The sequence below is a fragment of the Pokkaliibacter plantistimulans genome (assembly GCF_003194385.1).
In the GTDB taxonomy this organism is placed as follows: domain Bacteria; phylum Pseudomonadota; class Gammaproteobacteria; order Pseudomonadales; family Balneatricaceae; genus Pokkaliibacter; species Pokkaliibacter plantistimulans.
In genome coordinates, this window is record NZ_LAPT01000140.1 from 43,056 (window position 1) to 60,666 (window position 17,611).

13 protein-coding genes are annotated in these 17,611 nt (G+C 56.2%); 6 read left to right on the plus strand and 7 right to left on the minus strand.

Annotated elements, in window-relative coordinates:
- The first annotated feature begins 142 nt into the window (after nucleotides 1–142).
- The 5 genes from WH50_RS24010 (at nucleotide 143) to WH50_RS24030 (ending at nucleotide 6,198) form a co-directional block, all read left to right on the plus strand.
- A complete protein-coding gene (locus WH50_RS24010) occupies nucleotides 143–1,657 on the plus strand; it encodes an aldehyde dehydrogenase (NADP(+)) (protein ID WP_110189801.1) in 1,515 nt (504 codons plus the stop codon).
- Nucleotides 1,658–1,780: 123 nt separating this feature from the next.
- Entirely contained in the window at nucleotides 1,781–2,701 is a 921-nt protein-coding gene (locus WH50_RS24015) for a 2-dehydro-3-deoxygalactonokinase (RefSeq protein ID WP_110189803.1), read from the plus strand.
- A 36-nt stretch (nucleotides 2,702–2,737) separates the two neighbouring features.
- Nucleotides 2,738–3,349, plus strand: a complete 612-nt coding sequence (locus WH50_RS24020; protein WP_104156567.1) for a 2-dehydro-3-deoxy-6-phosphogalactonate aldolase — start codon at nucleotides 2,738–2,740, stop codon at nucleotides 3,347–3,349.
- Nucleotides 3,349–4,224: an SMP-30/gluconolactonase/LRE family protein gene (locus WH50_RS24025; protein ID WP_110189805.1), complete on the plus strand. Its 876-nt coding sequence runs from the start codon at nucleotides 3,349–3,351 to the stop codon at nucleotides 4,222–4,224. The genes WH50_RS24020 and WH50_RS24025 overlap by 1 nt, the downstream gene beginning before the upstream one ends.
- A 345-nt stretch (nucleotides 4,225–4,569) precedes the next feature.
- Nucleotides 4,570–6,198: an NADP-dependent glyceraldehyde-3-phosphate dehydrogenase gene (locus WH50_RS24030; protein ID WP_104156565.1), complete on the plus strand. Its 1,629-nt coding sequence runs from the start codon at nucleotides 4,570–4,572 to the stop codon at nucleotides 6,196–6,198.
- A 695-nt stretch (nucleotides 6,199–6,893) separates the two neighbouring features.
- Here WH50_RS24030 and WH50_RS24035 read toward each other — a convergent pair.
- The 4 genes from WH50_RS24035 to WH50_RS24045 form a co-directional block, all read right to left on the minus strand.
- Nucleotides 6,894–7,262: a nuclear transport factor 2 family protein gene (locus tag WH50_RS24035; RefSeq protein ID WP_104156564.1), complete on the minus strand. Its 369-nt coding sequence runs from the start codon at nucleotides 7,260–7,262 to the stop codon at nucleotides 6,894–6,896.
- A 56-nt stretch (nucleotides 7,263–7,318) separates the two neighbouring features.
- A complete protein-coding gene (locus tag WH50_RS26220) occupies nucleotides 7,319–7,660 on the minus strand; it encodes a hypothetical protein (protein ID WP_207780463.1) in 342 nt (113 codons plus the stop codon).
- A 738-nt stretch (nucleotides 7,661–8,398) separates the two neighbouring features.
- The gene (locus WH50_RS24040) at nucleotides 8,399–10,414 is read right to left on the minus strand and encodes a methyl-accepting chemotaxis protein (RefSeq protein WP_110189807.1); all 2,016 of its coding nucleotides are present in this window, start codon (nucleotides 10,412–10,414) and stop codon (nucleotides 8,399–8,401) included.
- Nucleotides 10,415–11,025: 611 nt separating this feature from the next.
- Nucleotides 11,026–11,505, minus strand: coding sequence for a methylated-DNA--[protein]-cysteine S-methyltransferase (locus WH50_RS24045; protein ID WP_110189809.1), 480 nt, complete (start codon nucleotides 11,503–11,505; stop codon nucleotides 11,026–11,028).
- 252 nt (nucleotides 11,506–11,757) lie between these two features.
- Between WH50_RS24045 and iolB the strand changes: the two genes are divergently transcribed.
- A complete protein-coding gene (gene iolB / locus WH50_RS24050; RefSeq protein WP_110189811.1) occupies nucleotides 11,758–12,564 on the plus strand; it encodes a 5-deoxy-glucuronate isomerase in 807 nt (268 codons plus the stop codon).
- A 177-nt stretch (nucleotides 12,565–12,741) separates the two neighbouring features.
- On the opposite strand, the gene WH50_RS24055 is transcribed toward iolB, so the two are convergent.
- The 3 genes from WH50_RS24055 to WH50_RS24065 form a co-directional block, all read right to left on the minus strand.
- Nucleotides 12,742–14,355: an OpgD/OpgG family glucan biosynthesis protein gene (locus tag WH50_RS24055; protein ID WP_243410260.1), complete on the minus strand. Its 1,614-nt coding sequence runs from the start codon at nucleotides 14,353–14,355 to the stop codon at nucleotides 12,742–12,744.
- Nucleotides 14,356–14,729: 374 nt separating this feature from the next.
- The gene (locus tag WH50_RS24060; protein ID WP_110189813.1) at nucleotides 14,730–15,764 is read right to left on the minus strand and encodes an ABC transporter permease; all 1,035 of its coding nucleotides are present in this window, start codon (nucleotides 15,762–15,764) and stop codon (nucleotides 14,730–14,732) included.
- 98 nt (nucleotides 15,765–15,862) lie between these two features.
- Entirely contained in the window at nucleotides 15,863–17,389 is a 1,527-nt protein-coding gene (locus WH50_RS24065) for a sugar ABC transporter ATP-binding protein (protein WP_110189815.1), read from the minus strand.
- Nucleotides 17,390–17,611: the final 222 nt, after the last annotated feature.

A 17,611-nucleotide genomic window follows, 5' to 3' on the forward strand; every position in this document is an offset into this window, starting at 1 on the left:
GAGTGACGCGCCTTCTTTCCCTCCTTTTTCACCGTTCCTCTCCTTCGCCGGGAGAGGAACGGGGGAGAGGAGCCGGATAGAGGGTGCGTGAGCACATTGTTGACGTTATCCGTCTTACAGATTCAGCAGGAGGAACCACACCGTGACCAGCTTGACCGGAAAACATCTGATTGCAGGCAACTGGGTAGCAGGGGAGACAACCTTTGCTTCATCACCGGCAGTCGGGCCGGTACATCATTTTGCGGTGGGTACACCTGACCATGTTCGCGCTGCGTGTGAAGCGGCGGAACAGGCCTTCACCCATTTTGGCTATTCCAGCCGTGCCGAGCGGGCAACACTGCTGCGCCGTATTGCTGATGAAATTGATGCCCGCGGCGAGGCCATTACCGAGATCGGCACACAGGAAACCGGCCTGCCCGCCGCCCGCCTGACCGGCGAACGGGGCCGCACGGTAGGGCAACTGCGACTATTTGCTGAACATATCGAGGCCGGTGATTATCTTGATCGCCGCCATGATGCCGCTCTGCCTGATCGCCAGCCCTTGCCGCGCCCTGAATTATTTCTGATGCAGCGGCCCATTGGCCCTGTCGCGGTATTTGGTGCTTCCAACTTTCCGCTGGCCTTTTCCGTAGCCGGTGGTGATACCGCCTCTGCGCTGGCGGCGGGCTGCCCGGTAGTGGTTAAGGGCCATTCCGCCCACCCCGGTACCGGCGAGATCGTCGCTCAGGCAATTGCCGCTGCCATCGAGGCCTGCGGCGTTCATCCCGGAGTATTTTCCCTGATTCAGGGGGGCAACCGTGAAGTCGGGCAGACTCTGGTGCAGCATCCGCTGATCAGGGCGGTAGGTTTTACCGGCAGTCTGGCCGGTGGACGTGCCCTGTTTGATCTCTGCGCACAGCGCCATGATCCCATTCCCTTCTTTGGTGAGCTGGGTTCGGTCAACCCGATGTTTGTTCTGCCTGCTGCGGTAGCCGCGCGCGGTGAGGCCATCGGCAAGGGCTGGGCCGCCTCACTGACCATGGGCGCCGGGCAGTTCTGCACTAACCCCGGCATTGCCGTGCTGCTGAAAGGGCAGGATGCCGATGCCTTTATCGCCAGCGCTACCGCTGCGCTGGAGCAGGTAGGTGCCCAGACCATGCTGACGGACGGTATTGCTGCCGCCTATCGCCATGGGATGGAGCGCGTGCAGTCGAGTGCAGGCGTGCAAACGCTGCTGAGTACCCAGTGCAGTCAGCGCAGTGCCACGCCGTATCTGTTCCAGACCACAGCGGCCAACTGGCTGAGCAACGCCGAGCTGGGCGAGGAAGTCTTTGGCCCCTTGGGATTAGTAGTCGTGGCTGACAGTGTCGATGAGATGCTGGCACTGGCCTCGGCACTGGAAGGTCAGCTGACCTGCACATTGCAACTGGATGCCGATGACAGCGGGCTGGCCCGCCAGCTGCTGCCGATTCTGGAGCGCAAGGCCGGGCGCCTGCTGGCCAATGGTTTCCCCACCGGGGTAGAAGTCAGCGACACCATGGTGCACGGCGGGCCTTACCCTGCGTCCACCAACTTTGGCGCAACCTCTGTCGGCACCATGGCCATCCGTCGATTCCTGCGGCCGGTGTGTTATCAGAACTTGCCCCATGATGTCTTGCCGCTGGATTTGCAGGGGTAACAACGTATTGATGATCTGCTGCGCGTCGGGGAACGGCAGACAAGCCATCATCACGGTATTAACCCAGCAGCACTGTGTCCCCGCAGTGCGACCATTATTAGCCATCAAGCAAGAGCGCCAAGCATGAGCACGACCGACTGGATTGCTGTCGACTGGGGCACCTCACATATGCGGGCCTGGGCCATGACGGCCAGCGGTGACATTCTGCAGCGAGCCGCTTCAGACAAGGGCATGGGCAGTCTGTCCCCTGATCAGTTTGAAGCGGCACTGCTGGAGCAGATCGAGCCCTGGCTCAGGGACAATGTGCTAATGCCGGTGCTGGCCTGCGGCATGGTGGGCGCCCGTCAGGGCTGGTGCGAGGCGCCTTATACTCAGGTGCCCTGCACGCCGCTGGCGGCGGATCAGATGGTGAAACCTGACGTGAAGGATGCGCGCATAGCGGTGCATATCATCCCCGGTTTATGCCAGCAGGGGCCCGCGGATGTGATGCGCGGTGAGGAAACCCAGATCGCCGGGTTTATGGCAGAGCATCCCCATTTTGTCGGTGTCCTGTGTCTGCCCGGCACTCATTGCAAGTGGGCAGACCTGCGCGACGGCAAGGTTTTGCGCTTTCACACCTATATGACTGGTGAGCTGTTTGCCCTGCTGTCGCAGCAGTCAGTGCTGCGCCATGGTATGCAGCAGGACGCCGCGCAGGGGATGGATGAGGCGGTGTTCCTGCAGGCCGTCAACGAAGCATTCCAGCAGCCTCAGCAACTGAGCAGTGCCCTGTTTGGTCTGCGTGCCGCCGGGCTGCTGCAGGGGCTTGGCGCCGCGGCTGCCCGTGCCCGTTTGTCCGGGCTGCTGATTGGTAATGAGCTGGCTGCCGCAGCGCCGCTATGGCAGGGCCATGCGGTCAGTATTATCGGTGATAAGGGCCTGTCAGCCCTGTATGCCAAAGCCCTGCAGGCGCAGGGGATACCAGTGGCGACGGTCAGCGCCGAACAGATTACGCTGAATGGTTTACGTGCTGCCTGGCAGCAGCTTGCGCGCAGCGGATCGTGAACATCATCTGCATAGCGCCCGATCAGGAGTTCTAATATGCAACGCAATCTCATCGCCATTCTGCGCGGGGTTCGCCCTGACGAAGCGGAAGCGGTCACGGCGGCCATCATTGACGCAGGTATTAGCCGCATCGAGGTGCCGCTCAACTCACCTGAGCCGCTGCGCAGTATCGAGATCATGGCCCGGGCCTTCAGCGATGTGGCTCAGATTGGTGCCGGCACTGTACTGACGGTGGAGCAGGTGGCGGCGGTGTCAGCGGCGGGCGGGTCTTTTGTGGTGTCTCCCAACTGTTTTAGCGATGTCATTGAGGCCACCCGCATGCGTGGCATGGGGTCGTTTCCCGGTGTACTGACGCCCAGTGAGTGCTTCACTGCACTGCGGTGTGGCGCCACGGCACTCAAGGTTTTTCCGGCGACGATGATGGGCATTGAAGGGCTCAAGGCCATCCGGGCTGTCTTGCCTGCCGGGACGCAGGTGCTGATGGTCGGCGGTGTCGATGACAGCAATTTTGCCCAGTGGCTGGCTGCCGGTGCCGATGGCTTTGGTATCGGTTCGGCGTTGTACAAGCCGGGTAAGCGTGTGGCTGATGTGGCGGCAGCCGCGCAGCGCATGGTCGCCGCCTATGACCAGTACCATGGAGGCCAGTGATGACGAGTCAGGTCTGGGATGAGCGCGGCTGTCAGCTGGGTGAGGGCACTTTCTGGCACCCTCTGCGGCAGCAACTGTTCTGGTTCGATATTCTGGGCAATCGCCTGCTCAGCCGTGACGGCGACAGGCCGTTGCAGTGGCAGTTTGATGAGCGGGTGTCCGCAGCGGGCTGGATCGATGAGCATCATCTGCTGATCGCCAGTGAAAGCGGCTTGCAGCAGTTTGACCTGCGCCGCGGGCAGGGCGAAGTGATCTGTGCGCTGGAGGCCGATAACTCCAACACCCGTTCCAACGATGGCCGTGCCGACCCCTGGGGCGGTTTCTGGATCGGTACCATGGGCAAACAGGCCGAGGCGGAGGCGGGTGCCATCTACCGTTATTATCGCGGTGAGCTGCGTCGCCTGTTTCCATCCATCACCATCAGCAATGCTATCTGTTTTTCCCCGGACCGGCGTTACGCCTATTTTGCCGATACTGCCCGTGACCTGATCTGGCGTCAGGCGCTGGAGCCGCAGCACGGCTGGCCGCAGGGCGAGGCCGAGGTGTTTATCGATACTGGCCGTCAGGGAGTGCACCCTGATGGTGCCGTGGTCGACAGCGCCGGGCGGCTGTGGAATGCCCAGTGGGGTGCCGCCCGCGTGGCCTGCTATAGCCCGCAGGGGGAGTTTCTGCAGGCGGTCAGCTTTACTGCCCGGCAGATTTCCTGCCCGGGTTTTGGTGGCGCTGAGCTGCGCACGCTGTTTGCTACCTCGGCACAGGAAGGGATGTCAGCCGAGGCGCTGGTGGCAGAGCCGGACGCTGGCAAGGTGTTTGTGGCTGAGCTGGAGAGCGAACTGGGTATTCAGGGGCAGGCAGAGCATCAGGTCATTCTTTAAGCACCACGACCTTACCTTCAGAATCACGCCAATCCATCCGGGGCTATTGTGTGCTCTGCACAAAAACTGCATGGTGAGTAAGCCCGAAAGCATCATCTGATAAGTCTCTGTCTGGTCGCTATCCACCGTGGTACGGCCAGACGTGAAAAACCGTGTTGCCCATCTGTCGCAGGTCAGGCGGGCAATGTCGTAGTCGCATTCTTTGCTGAGCAGCGGGAGCTGGTCGGACTGTCCCTCATCAGGGCCGGTTATCGCCGACCGCTCGTCGTACTGTTCTCCCGGATTGGCAGGGTCATGCCGATCCCACAGGGTGCGGGTCAGGGACATACCTATCAGGACATAACTATGAGCCAGGTGATCAATTTTGATGCGCTTTACCCACGTAAGGGCGACATTCCTGAGCAGTTCGCCTTCAACGGTTTTATCGAACAACGTGAATACCTGATTAACGGTGAACTGCGGCGCTGGCAGGGGGATCTGGCGCCGGTCACCAGCCCGGTACATCTGCGCGATGATGATGGTCGCTGCAAACCGGTAATACTGGGCTCGACGCCACTGCTGGACGAAGCTGCTGCACTGGAAGCGTTGGATGCCGCGGTGGCTGCCTACAATCTGGGCCACGGTGAATGGCCCTCAATGCCGGTGGCTGAGCGTATCCGCCATGTGGAAAACTTCCTCAGCAAGATGCGTGAGCAGCGTGACGCCGTGGTCAAGCTGCTGATGTGGGAAATCGGCAAGAACCTGAAAGACTCCGAGAAGGAGTTCGACCGCACCTGTGACTATATCCGTGACACCATCCTGTCGCTGAAAGAGCTGGATCGCCGTTCCAGCCGCTTCCAGATCGAACAGGGGACTCTGGGCCAGATTCGTCGGGTACCGATGGGCGTGGCGTTGTGCATGGGGCCGTACAACTACCCCCTTAACGAAACCTTCACGACCCTGATTCCTGCCCTGATCATGGGCAATACCGTCATCTTCAAACCCGCCAAGTTTGGTGTACTGCTGATTCAGCCGCTGCTGGAAGTGTTCCGTTCCTGCTTCCCGCCGGGGGTGATCAACGTTATCTACGGTCGTGGCCGCGATACCGTGAGTGCACTGATGGCCAGTGGCAAGGTGGATGTGTTCGCCTTTATTGGCACCAACAAGGGTGCCAACGATCTGAAAAAGCTGCATCCCAAGCCCCATCGCCTGCGTTCGGCGCTGGGTCTGGATGCCAAGAATCCGGGAGTGGTGCTGCCAGAGGTGGATCTGGAGGCGACGGTCAAGGAGTGTGTGGCCGGTGCGCTGTCATTCAATGGCCAGCGCTGCACGGCACTGAAGATTCTGTTCGTGCACGAGTCCATCGCCGACCGCTTTGTCAGCCTGCTGTGCGAGCAGGTCGCCGGGCTGAAAGCGGGGATGCCCTGGGAGCCGGGAGTGGCGCTGACGCCTCTGCCTGAGCCGGGCAAGACCGCCTATCTCACCAGTCTGGTGGAAGATGCACAGGCATTGGGTGCCCGCGTGATGAACGACGGCGGGGCGACGGTGCGCGAAGCCTTCTTCTACCCGGCGGTGCTCTATCCGGTCAGTGCGCAGATGAAGGTGTACCGCGAAGAGCAGTTTGGTCCGGTGGTGCCGGTGGTGCCCTATAAGGACATCAGCGAAGTAATTGAATACGTCCGGGCGTCCAACTTCGGCCAGCAACTGAGCATCTTCGGCAATAACAGTCAGGAAGTGGGCCATCTGGTGGACGAATTTGCTAATCAGGTCGGGCGTATCAATCTCAACAGCCAGTGTCAGCGTGGCCCGGACTCCTTCCCCTTTACCGGGCGCAAGGATTCGGCGGAAGGCACCCTGTCAGTGGACGATGCGCTGCGGGTCTTCTCCATCCGCACCATTGTTGCGGCCAAGTACGACGACAGCAGCAAGCAGCTGATTGGCGACATTATTAACAACCGTGAATCCAGCTTCCTGACCACGGACTTTATCTTCTGAGGTCGCGTCCTGTATCGGGTGAAGATATGCCTGATCAAGCTACACCTTAAACCGCTGGGGCTACGCGCCAGCGGTTTCTTACTAAATACTGGTTCCACAGCACACGCCGTACAGAGTTCCGTTGTCTGACTTTATTAATTTTTAAATATGGAGAATCGCATCATCGGCATTTTTCTTTGTCGTTAACTCCATTTGTATTCCTTTCCTTAAAGCAACATCTTTAGCTAGTCGGATACATAACTTTGCTTAAGAAGTGGACTTTAGCCAGTCCCTGTGAGTGTAGCGAACTTTTTGTTAAGAGGTTGTTGAGAAATTCTGAGCCGTAGTGGAAAGCATTGAATAAGCCAGAATGAAACTGATTGCACCTAAAATGGTAGGGGCTATCCCCCAGATTATTGGAGATTTATTTACTGCTCTAACTAAAAGCGCTGCGGTAATAATGAAAATTATTCCAATAATAAATGGCAATAACATTGCACAGGGTAAAGCAAAAGATGGAATATTGGTGGCTTGGTTTGAGGTAGCACAATCAAAGCGGCAGTTAGTGATATACCGAAAGCCAAGCCAATCCAGAACGCAATGGCTTGGACGCAGGCTAATTTTTGATGCATGGAATGTTACTCCTGATGCTCAAACCTTTTCGATTATGATCGTTTTTGCTGTCCTTCTTAAAGAGTTTATTAGGAAAGAGTTTATTAGGAATTTGAATCATGCAGCTTTGGTTGGCCTAAAGAGAAAGAAGCGGTGCTTATTAAGCCATTTTCGATTTGATACACACAGAGCATTTCCATTTCGCCTTTGCCTTCTGGAAAGTTTCTGGTAACGACTTCGTGGTCTACTACAACATTCTCCATGACTATCCGATTTAGAAGATGAGCATGTAAGTCTGGCTCTTTAAACCGAATAACCATTCGCTGCCGCATCTCTTCATGCCCTGTGGCCAGACATTCACCTTGTAAACTAAACTGCTTTGCGTCCTTGGCATAGGTGTTGAGCCAGGCATCAATATCCTTGTTGTTGTATGCATCTAACTGACGCTGAACTAGAGCTGAGTATTCATCCATTTATTTTCTCCATTTACAGCGAGGTATGACTAATGTCTTGTTACGTCGTTTCTTCTTTAAGAACAAGTGAATACTGCGCTATTTAATTTAATACCTGCTTTCAAATTTGGATACCAGACTACGTTTATTTCTTGAGTTGAGTTTGGGGCTATTTCCTGACCACCTTCAAAATCCAGCACGTAACTTCCTACACCCTTAACATAGCTTCTACTTGATTCTGCATCATTAAATTTTGCCTCAAGCATTTTTGTGGAAAACTTCTTTGGTGTTTCGCTAGGGTTTGTGACTTTTAAGGTTCCTGCGACAATCGTTTTTTCATTACTCAAATTGAATGTCTCGAAGAACGAGAAAGTTCTTGTTTTGTCTTTTGAAAAGACTTTGACGGAAATGTCATTCAAACAAGTTACGTTCTGTTCAAATGCCTCCGCATTCAGACAAAATGTACTCGCCAAAATAAATGTATATATACGATGCATATTCTCACTTAATAGTCTGCTGAGGGGAATGACCTCATGGTAATTGTTAAAAGGTATACCTTTACCGTAGACCCAGCTTAAAACCAAAAATATATGGATGTTTTATTTTTATGGAAAATTTAGCCATCACTACACTGAATACTAAAAGGTGCTGTTTTTATAAATCAGCCTCTCAAAAGGTATACCTTCCTCCAGATTTATCAAGGATCAGATAATTTGATTGTGTTAGTTATTTCAGCAAGCAAGTGCCGTTGGGATATTATCTGAACTCCCATCCGAACTCATCTGGGTAACGGATACAAATCCAGTGTTCTTATCGGTTTTTCCAATACTCCACAATCCCAGTCCGTCAGCTAGGGTTGCCAGAAGTTGTTGAGGGATGGTGCTTATGGCGGCTCCATCCTCGGCTCCGCTATAGCGCAAATTGCACTAATACACCGGTTGGCGATCACCCATCAGAGTGCAGAAGGGGAATAACAAGGCGATTTCCGCGGCGGTATTCTGCCGGACAGACTGATCGTTGCGGCTTAATGCCTTGGGCTGGGTAACACAAAAAGACGAGGCGCTGTGCAGAGCAAAGAACCCTTCGCAGCAGTGCGGCTGCGAAGGGTTAACGGGTAAGGGGCGGATCAGCGAGGAGCGTCTGGCAGGAATGCTCTGTCAGACGCGGAAGCTGCTGATGGCGCTGTTCAGTTGCTGGGTGAGTTGGGTCAGCTGTTCGCTGGCGGCGGAGGTGGCTTGCCCGGCCTGTGCGGCCTGCTCACTGCCCTGGCTGACCGAGCGGATACGGCCGGTGACTTCTTCCGCGACGTTGGTCTGTTCTTCCGCAGCCGTGGCAATCTGATGGTTCATCGCCATGATCTGCGATACCGCTTCAGTGATGGCTTCCAGCGTGGTACCTACCTGCTGGGATTGCTGCACGGTCTGCTCGGCCTGTTTCTGGCTGTCTTCCATAAAGGTGACGGCCACTTTCACACCTTGCTGCAGCTCACGGATCATGCCTTCAATTTCCGCGGTGCTGCCCTGCGTACGCTGCGCCAGCAGGCGCACTTCATCGGCGACCACCGCAAAACCACGGCCCTGTTCACCCGCACGGGCAGCCTCGATGGCGGCGTTCAGTGCCAGCAGGTTGGTCTGCTCGGCAATGCTTTTGATCACGTCCAGTACCTGACTGATATTGCCGCTGGCGGCGCTGACCTTGGTGGTCAGCGTAGCCGACTCACGGATGTGTTCGGCCAGCGTCTGGATTGCATGCAGGGCATCGCTCAGCTGGCGCTGGCCACTGTTGGCATTGCCATGGGCACCGGAAGCGGCTTCGGCGGCATGATGGGCGTGCTCGGACACCTGATGGGCGGCATCGGAGACCTGGCCGATGGCTTCACTGATGGAGTGGATATCTTCGCGCTGCTGATCAATCACATGCTTGGCGTGTCTGGACGTTTCCTGCATGTACTCGGATTGCTGTGCTACTGCAGTGGAGCTGTTCATGCTGGTCTGGATCAGGTCTCGCACCCGATCGATCATCTGGTTGAACGCATCCGACAGACGGCCCATCTCATCCTTCTGACTGAGCTGCACGGTGACGGTCAGATCACCCTGAGCAACGCTGGTCACCGCTTTCAGCATGCTGCCCACAGCGATTTTTACCGAGCTGTAGAAGGCCAGATACATACCCAGTGCCAGCAGCACCACGATGCCAATACCCCCCATCACGATATTGCGACGCAGGGTTTCGGCCTGCAGGCGGTTTGCCAGCTGGCCCTGCAGCTGAGTGAACAGCGCATTGCTGTTGCTGATCAGCTGCTGCTGCAGGCCGGTAAAGTTCTGATCGAACTCATCGGCTTTCAGCTTGATGCGTGAGGCAGTGAGAATCTCATCGGTGACCAGTTTGACCAGCGTCTGGTAGTGATCATTGGATTCCTGCAGACCATTCTTGACATCGCTGCTGCCCTGATCGAGCAGCGGCTGGCTGGCCGCCTGATAAGCCACGTAGTTGGCATTGAGCTGGAACAGGGCGACGTTGAGCAGATCCTTGTTGACGTTACCCAGATAGCGCTCGCTGGTTATTTCCAGGCCGTAGGCACGCAATGCCGACAGCGATTCCAGCAGCGTGGGCAGGCTGCGTACCAGATAGCTGACGCCCAGCGCGGTGAATTCGTCACTGTCACGGCTGAGGCCGCTTTCCCAGGCCAGGGTATTCAGTACCGCCAGCTGCTTCTGCAGCGGCAGCGATTCGACGGAAAACAGCTCGTTGAGGGCATCCTTGGATTCGCTGAGATCGCTCTGACGTTCGTCATGGGCCTTCATGACTTCCTGAAACTGTTCAGCCGACTTGGGGAAGCGCTGCAGTGAGGTGCTGTCGAAGCCTGCGATCATATCTTTGGCTTTCTGGGTTTCCTGATCCAGCAATTCGGTCAGGCGTTTGTTAGTGAATGAACGGAATGCAGTGCGCACATCACGCACGTGCGCCAGCTCTTCATAGAGGGTGAACTGCTGTTGTAGCTGATCAATGCCCGCCAGCTCTTCCGAGGTGTCGGCAATCTTGGCGCTGTAGTTGTTGATCACCAGTACGGCGAGTACGGCGATCAGGGTAAAGAACAGCAAGCTGACCAGAATGAACTTTGCCGCATAGGAGATGCGGTTCATCAGGTGAATAAGCGGTCGTAGTAACACCATAAGAACCAGAAACCTTTCAGATCAAAATGCCTGGATGGGAGCGCTGGGCATCAATGCCGTGAGTCGTGCCGACTCTGGCTGGCTCATCACTACAGTATTCCGTTATAGCAGTGGAATCAGCTGCGGAGCAGGAATGAGTCATGCTATAGCGCCTTTACGATTGAATCTGGCAGCAAGTTTAGCCAGTTGGCAGATTGAACCTTTGCGTTAGCGCAAAGATCGGGTTTTTCCTGACGTGTACTGCCAGTTGCGCGTCAGTTATTTCCCTGAAAGAAGGACACAGCCTGCGATGCCCGTTTACGGTCAGCTGCACTCGCAAGGAGCGGGTTGATGCATCAAAGGTGTGCTAATAAATCTTGTTCAAGCAAAACTCTTGCCAGTGCGAGTAAGGCGACCGATCAGCATGACAGGGGAAGTGTGGGAGAAAAGTGCACAAGGACGGGGAGGGCAAAGGAAGGGGGTTCCGTCTGTGTTGTCCAACATGGTGCACGACAGCGGCAGAATCTGCCGCAAACGCGCAGCCGAAAAAGATGCATGAGCAGTGCTGGGCAAGGTGTTCCTTAAGGTAACAGCTTGTCACAGATGTGTTTATTTCACCTTGCTGAAGAACATCAGGAGTTTGCTTCCAGCTGCAGCAGCCTGCGTTTGCAGTCTACGCCGCCTGCATACCCCGTCAGGCTGCCGTCACTGCCGATGACACGATGACAGGGCACCACAATGGACCAGGGGTTGCGGCCATTGGCACTGGCAACGGCACGTATTGCCGAGGGCTGGCCCAAGCGTTCTGCCAGCTCACGATAGCTCAGTGTTTCGCCATAGCCGATGTGCTGCAGTGCTGACCATACCCGCTGCTGGAAGGGCGTGCCCCGTTGTTGCAGCGGCAGCTCAAACTGACGCAGCCGACCGTCCAGATAGGCCCGTAGCTGGCGGGCGGTTTCCTGTAGCAGCGGGGCATTGATGTCTTCCTGCCAGTGCGCAAATGCAACGGGGAAGTATTTCTGCTCAAGTCGGTAGAGCCCGTGCAGTTGGTCCTGCTCAGAGCAGGCGATATAGCCACCCAGTGCTGTGTGAATGTGCAGATACTGAATCATGCTGCCGTGCCTTTGAGAGGGTGATCGTGAGTGCTTTCTGACTGTTCTTCCCTGATGTGATGTACCGCGGGTATTACGGGCATCCTCCAGAAGCCGCTGAAGACTGTGCCCTGAGCGGCTGTTGTACACAATGGCCTTTGATTTATTGATAAGTACAGTCAAAGTACCTGTAAATTGCATTTGGAAAATTTATTGCTATGACTAAATATAGATGGAATAATTTTTCCAAAAATAACTAGCCGGAGGTTAGCCATGTCCCGTTTGCTCGTGCGTTCTCAGCAGCCTGATGATCAGGGTTGTGTACTGAAAATTACTCCCGAATCGGCTGGCTGGCGCTACGTCGGTTTTGAAGTCTACAAGCTGCAGCCCGGACAGGTGCTGAATCAGGCAAGTGGTGATGAAGAAGTCTGTCTGGTACTGATCAGTGGTATCGCCACGGTCAGGGCACAGGATCAGGTATTTGAGCATATCGGCAAGCGCATGAGCGTGTTCGAGCGCATTCCTCCCTATGCCGTCTACGTCCCTGCGCAGGCGGAATATCAGGTGACGGCTGAAACGGAAATCGAAATTGGCGTCTGCAAGGCCCCCGCCAAAGGCACTATGCCAGTGCGGCTGATCAAACCTGAGGACGTTCCCGCCATGAACCGTGGTCAGGGCACCAATGAGCGCTACATTCACAATATCCTGATGGGTGAGAACCCCGCCGAGAGCCTGCTGATTACCGAGGTGTATACCCCGAATGGTCACTGGTCCAGCTATCCTCCCCACAAGCACGACAGCGACAATCTGCCACAGGAGTCCTATCTGGAAGAGACCTACTACCATAAGGTCAATCCGCCACAGGGCTTCGCCTTCCAGCGTGTATACACTGATGATCGCAGCATTGATGAGACGCTGTCGGTACATAACAACGAAGTGGTGCTGGTGCCCGGTGGTTACCACCCGGTCGGCGCTCCTCATGGTTATGACCTGTATTACCTCAATGTGATGGCTGGCCCCAGTCGCGACTGGAAGTTTCACAACGATCCTGATCACGAATGGATTCTGCAGCCTAAGTAAACCTGGCTTTGTAACTGCTTTGCCTGACAGCCCTGCCCATGTGCAGGGCTGTTTGTTTTCCTCTCGCTACAGTTTTTGTCTCCGCTATAAACGCAGAAGCCAGCATGGCTGCTGGCTTCTGTGGAGATCGTTGGTGTTGTTGCACCGATACGCTCAGGTGGTCAGGTGGTCAGGTGGTCAGGTGGTCAGGTGACCGGCGTTGTGCAAATCACGCTCACTGGCGGGGGGTGGAGACCATTGATAGAGCCAGGTTTCCGACAGGGCCTGATCGCCGTTCTTGAGGAACAGACGAATGGTGATCGGATCTTCGCTGTCGTCGGGCGGGACCACATCAAACATGGCACGGAACCCTTTGATCTGCGGCAGCTGACGTACCGAGAGACGCTCCAGACGGCCACGGGACAGGGTGATAATGGCATCGACCTGAGCGCCATCAGGCAGCGATGGCAGTTGGCCACCGCCAAAATCAACACTGAAGTGCTTGCTGTAATAAGCGCGCTTCTTACCAATTTCACCCCCCAAGCCGGTATAGGTGGAGACGCACCAGGCGCGGTCCATCTCTGCTGGCAACTGTGCCCCCCAGCTCATGCGATAGCTGAAGTGCACCGGAACCCCTGCTTTCGCTGGCTGGTCCGGGTTCCAGTAGGCCACCACGTTGTCGAAGGTTTCGTCATCGGTGGGGATTTCCACCAGCTGCACGGAGCCGGTGCCCCAGTCGCTGGTTGGCTCGATCCACAGGTTGGGGCGCAGTTCGTAGTTGAAGTCAGGGTCCTGATAATGGTCGAAGCGGCGATCACGCTGCAGCAGACCAAAACCTTTCGGGCTGGCATCGGTAAAGACGTTGAAAGCCAGGTGACGTGGGTTGCTCAGCGGTCGCCATACCCATTCGCCGTTGCCGCGATGCATGGCCAGACCGTCAGAATCGTGAATTTCCGGGCGCCAGTCCCAGTCGGCACGCTTATCGTTCTCACCGATCATATACATGCTGGTGATGGGAGCCATGCCCAGACGGGCGATGTCCTTGCGTGGGAAGAGGGTGACATCAACGTTCATCACCAGCACGTTTTCAACATCGATGTCGAACATATAGGCACCGGTGGTGCTGGCGGAGTCCAGCAGCGCGTACACCTTGATGTGCTTGCTGTTGACCTCCGGGCGCTCCAGCCAGAACTGGGTGAAGTCGGGGAACTCTTCAGGCTGATCCATGGCGGTGTTGATGGCCAGACCGCGCGCTGACAGGCCGTACTGCATTTCGCTGCCGACTGCCCGGAAGTAACTGGCACCGAGGAAGCTGACCACATCACGGCTCCAGTCCTTGTCCAGATAGAGGCGGAAGCCCGCAAAGCCCAGATCCTGTGGCAGTGCTTCGCCCTTGATACCGCTCATGCCGTAATCAAACAGTGCCGGATCATAAGCCAGCTGCTGTGCCTTGCCATTGACCACTTCAAAGATCATGACCGGTTTGCGAAACAACGGGGACAGATGGAAAAACTCGGTACGCAAACGGGTGCCTGCGTTGTTCCAGAGTGCCCGGTTGCGGCGGAAGTGGATGGAGGTGGCCTGCTCCTGAGTCAGTCGTGCCAGCGGTTCTGGCAGCATCGGCACCGTGCCGTCATAGGGATTACCGGCCAGAATACGGGCTTGCTCCTTGAGACTGTCGAGGTCGAAGGGTTTGGCCTTGCCGAAAGTCTTGATCGCCGGGCTGCTGGCGGCGGCGAGCACTGACGACACGGGCAGGGACAGGAGGCTGGCAACACTGGCGGTTTTGAGAAAATCGCGTCTGTTCATCATGGCAACGAAGGGATGGCCTGATCTTCCGTAGGGGATTGGAAAGCTGCGACAGAGCATACCTGTTGCCCTGACAGACGGCCAGCGGTGCGGGCCGGGAAGTGTCAAAAGTCTGTAACCAACCTCATCAAAGCGCATCTTTTGTATGGTGTGGGTCTGATGAACAGGCAGAAAAAAACCGCCTGACCGAAGCCAGGCGGTAAGCCTACGTGCCACACGCAGAGAACCGAAACGGTAGATACAGCAAAAAGGCTGGATACAGCAAAAATGCTAGGCACAGCAAAAGCGAAAAACAGTACCGCAAGCAAAACACCTGAATCGAAGCTGGGCTGGCTGTCAGCACCTGAGTGCTGGCAGCCGGTGTCAGGACAGGTGCCTCAGGCTTTGGCTTTCAGGCGACGGCGCTGACGATACTGGTCGGCGATCACCGCGGAGACAATCACCGCACCTTTAACGATGTCCTGATAGTAGGCATCGATACCGAGGAAGGTGAAACCGCTGGTCATGACGCCGAGGATCAGCACCCCGATAACGGTGCCCGCAATGCGACCTACACCGCCTGCCAGACTGGTGCCACCGATAACACAGGCTGCAATCGCATCCAGCTCATAGCTCATACCCATGTTGGCCTGGCCACTGCCACTGCGGGCTGCCAGTACCAGACCGGCCAGACCTGCCAGCAGGCCAGCGACTACGTATACCTTGATTAGGTGAGCCTTGACGTTAATACCGGATACACGGGCCGCCTGCACGTTAGCGCCGATAGCGTAGGTGAACTTGCCGTAGCGGGTGTAGCGCAGAGCGATGTGGAAAATCAGGGCCACTACCAGGAACAGGATGACAGGGCGACCACCTGAGCCGATCCACTGGAAGGCGTCAGTCAGGCCTGATACAGGCTGGCCATTGGTGTAGGCACGGGCAACACCGCGTGCGGCGACCATCATTCCCAGAGTAGCGATGAAGGGAGGGATGGAGGTTAGGGCGATCAGACTGCCGTTAATCAGACCGGCGAGTGCCCCCACCAGCAAGGCGATGGCAATGGGCAGAATCACCGGCATGTCAGTGATCGAGGGGTAGATCAGGCGGCTGAATTCGGAGCTTTGCGCCAGACTGGCAGACACCATCGCGGCTACCGCGACCACAGAGCCGGGGGACAGGTCGACCCCGGAAGTGATTATGACCTGAGTCGAACCGATGGCAATGATACCGATGATCGATACCTGCAGGATCATGATCAGCAGGCGCTGAGAGTTGAACAGGAAGGTATCGCCGCGGTAGATCCACCCCAGAATCTCGAACAGGGCACAGATGCCGAACAGCACCAGTAGAATCCCTGCTTCAGGGAACTTCTTGATGAGAGAAGGCGACGATGCGCTTTTTGTCGTTGTCATGGCTTGGTTTATCGTGCTCATTGTTATTGTCCAGTTTGCGAAGATGAAGAACCCGACTGCAGCCCTACTGCCGGGGAGCCAGAGCTGTTGTCGCCAGTGGTGTGCTGGGCCGTGGGCGATCAGCCCGAGGCCAGTTCCATAATCTTGACCTGGTTGGCCTCGGCGCGGTCGAGGATGCCGGTGACCTTGCCTTCATGCATAACCAGAATACGATCGCTCATGCCCAGCACTTCGGGCATTTCCGAGGAGATCAGGATGACGGCCAGACCTTTGGCGGCCAGCGCCGAAACCAGACGGTGGATTTCCGCCTTGGCACCCACGTCGATACCGCGCGTGGGTTCATCCAGAAAGAGAATACGGGGGTTGGTCATCAGCCAGCGAGCGATCAGTGCCTTCTGCTGGTTACCACCGGACAGGTTGCCGATGATCTGCTCCAGACTGGGCGTTTTGATCGCCAGCATGTCACGCATTTCTTCGCAGACTTGTTCCAGCTCGCCCTGTTTGACAAAGCCGTTGCTGGTGTAGCGGTCACGCAGCACCGCCATCTGCATATTTTCCTGCACGGTCAGACCGAGGAAACAGCCGGTTTCCTTGCGGTCTTCGGTAAGCAGAGCCATGCCCTGACCCATGGCGTCATGGGGTGAATGGATCTGTACGTCGTTGCCGAAAATGGAAATGGAGCCAGCCACGGCTGGTGTGACGCCGAACAGGGTTTCGACCACGTTGGTGCGGCCAGAGCCGACCAGACCGGCGAAACCAAGAATCTCACCGGCACGCAAGTCAAATGACACGTCGGAGAAATGCAGGCCATCAGACAGGCCGCGTACCGACATCACCACATCACCGATATCCACTTCCTGTTTGGGGAACATCTGGGTGATCTCACGGCCCACCATCAGCTGAATCACCTTGTCACGGGTCAGATCCGCCGCTGGGTGGCAGCCGACCATCTGACCATCGCGGAAAATTGAGACTTCGTCGGCAATCTCAAACAGCTCATCCATCTTGTGAGTGATATAGATGATGCCTTTGCCTTCCGCGCGCAGGGTATTGATGATCTCGAACAGGTGCTCGACTTCTTTCTCGGCCAGAGCCGAAGTGGGCTCATCCATGATCAGCACATCGGAGTTGTAGGACACGGCTTTGGCGATCTCTACCATCTGGCGGTTGGCCACGCTGAGTTCGCGCACCAGTGTTTCGGGGTGAATGTTGATCTTCAGCTTGGCAAACAGCTCGGCTGTTTTCTGCATCAGCTTGTCATGGGAGATTAGGCCCAAGCTGTTTTTCGGCTCACGGCTGATCCAGATATTTTCGGCGACGGTCATGAACGGCATCAGGTTCAATTCCTGATGGATCATGGCGATGCCCTTGTTGATGGCTTCGATGGGGGAGCTGAAGTTGCACTCCTCGCCCCGAACCCGCAGTGAGCCGGAGTCGTGACCCTGGATACCGGCGATGATTTTCATCAGGGTCGATTTGCCCGCGCCGTTTTCGCCCATCAGAGCGTGCACGGTGCCGGGACGGAGATGAAACGAAACCTTGTTCAGCGCGATTACCCCAGGGAACGCCTTGGAAATGTTGTCGATTTCCAGAAGGTATTCGCTGTGCAAAGAGGAAGGTTCACTTTTGAGCGCAGTGTTGAGCATGTACGTCACCTCTTTTGTTCTTGTATCTGAGGTAAAGGTCTTAACAGGTGCGAAGCGGTATTCAGTCAGTCACTGGCTGAAAGTGCCCGGAGCCAGCCAGTCATCCGGCTCCGGGCGGGTATAGCGAGAGCCTGCTCCACATCTCAAGCAGGCCGTTGAAAATCTGTCTGTGTTGGCGAATGCCGCGTCAAGAACAGGCTGAAAATGCTCATTTAGTTCACT

What these genes read in the sequence shown, in the direction of transcription:
- WH50_RS24045 (WP_110189809.1), bottom strand. Translation starts at nt 11,505, where the DNA reads ATGATTCAGTATCTGCACATTCACACAGCACTGGGTGGCTATATCGCC.
- WH50_RS24025 (WP_110189805.1), top strand. Translation starts at nt 3,349, where the DNA reads ATGACGAGTCAGGTCTGGGATGAGCGCGGCTGTCAGCTGGGTGAGGGC.
- WH50_RS24035 (WP_104156564.1), bottom strand. Translation starts at nt 7,262, where the DNA reads ATGGATGAATACTCAGCTCTAGTTCAGCGTCAGTTAGATGCATACAAC.
- WH50_RS24065 (WP_110189815.1), bottom strand. Translation starts at nt 17,389, where the DNA reads ATGCTCAACACTGCGCTCAAAAGTGAACCTTCCTCTTTGCACAGCGAA.
- WH50_RS24055 (WP_243410260.1), bottom strand. Translation starts at nt 14,355, where the DNA reads ATGATGAACAGACGCGATTTTCTCAAAACCGCCAGTGTTGCCAGCCTC.
- WH50_RS24030 (WP_104156565.1), top strand. Translation starts at nt 4,570, where the DNA reads ATGAGCCAGGTGATCAATTTTGATGCGCTTTACCCACGTAAGGGCGAC.
- WH50_RS24060 (WP_110189813.1), bottom strand. Translation starts at nt 15,764, where the DNA reads ATGAGCACGATAAACCAAGCCATGACAACGACAAAAAGCGCATCGTCG.
- WH50_RS24040 (WP_110189807.1), bottom strand. Translation starts at nt 10,414, where the DNA reads ATGGTGTTACTACGACCGCTTATTCACCTGATGAACCGCATCTCCTAT.
- iolB (WP_110189811.1), top strand. Translation starts at nt 11,758, where the DNA reads ATGTCCCGTTTGCTCGTGCGTTCTCAGCAGCCTGATGATCAGGGTTGT.
- WH50_RS24015 (WP_110189803.1), top strand. Translation starts at nt 1,781, where the DNA reads ATGAGCACGACCGACTGGATTGCTGTCGACTGGGGCACCTCACATATG.
- WH50_RS24020 (WP_104156567.1), top strand. Translation starts at nt 2,738, where the DNA reads ATGCAACGCAATCTCATCGCCATTCTGCGCGGGGTTCGCCCTGACGAA.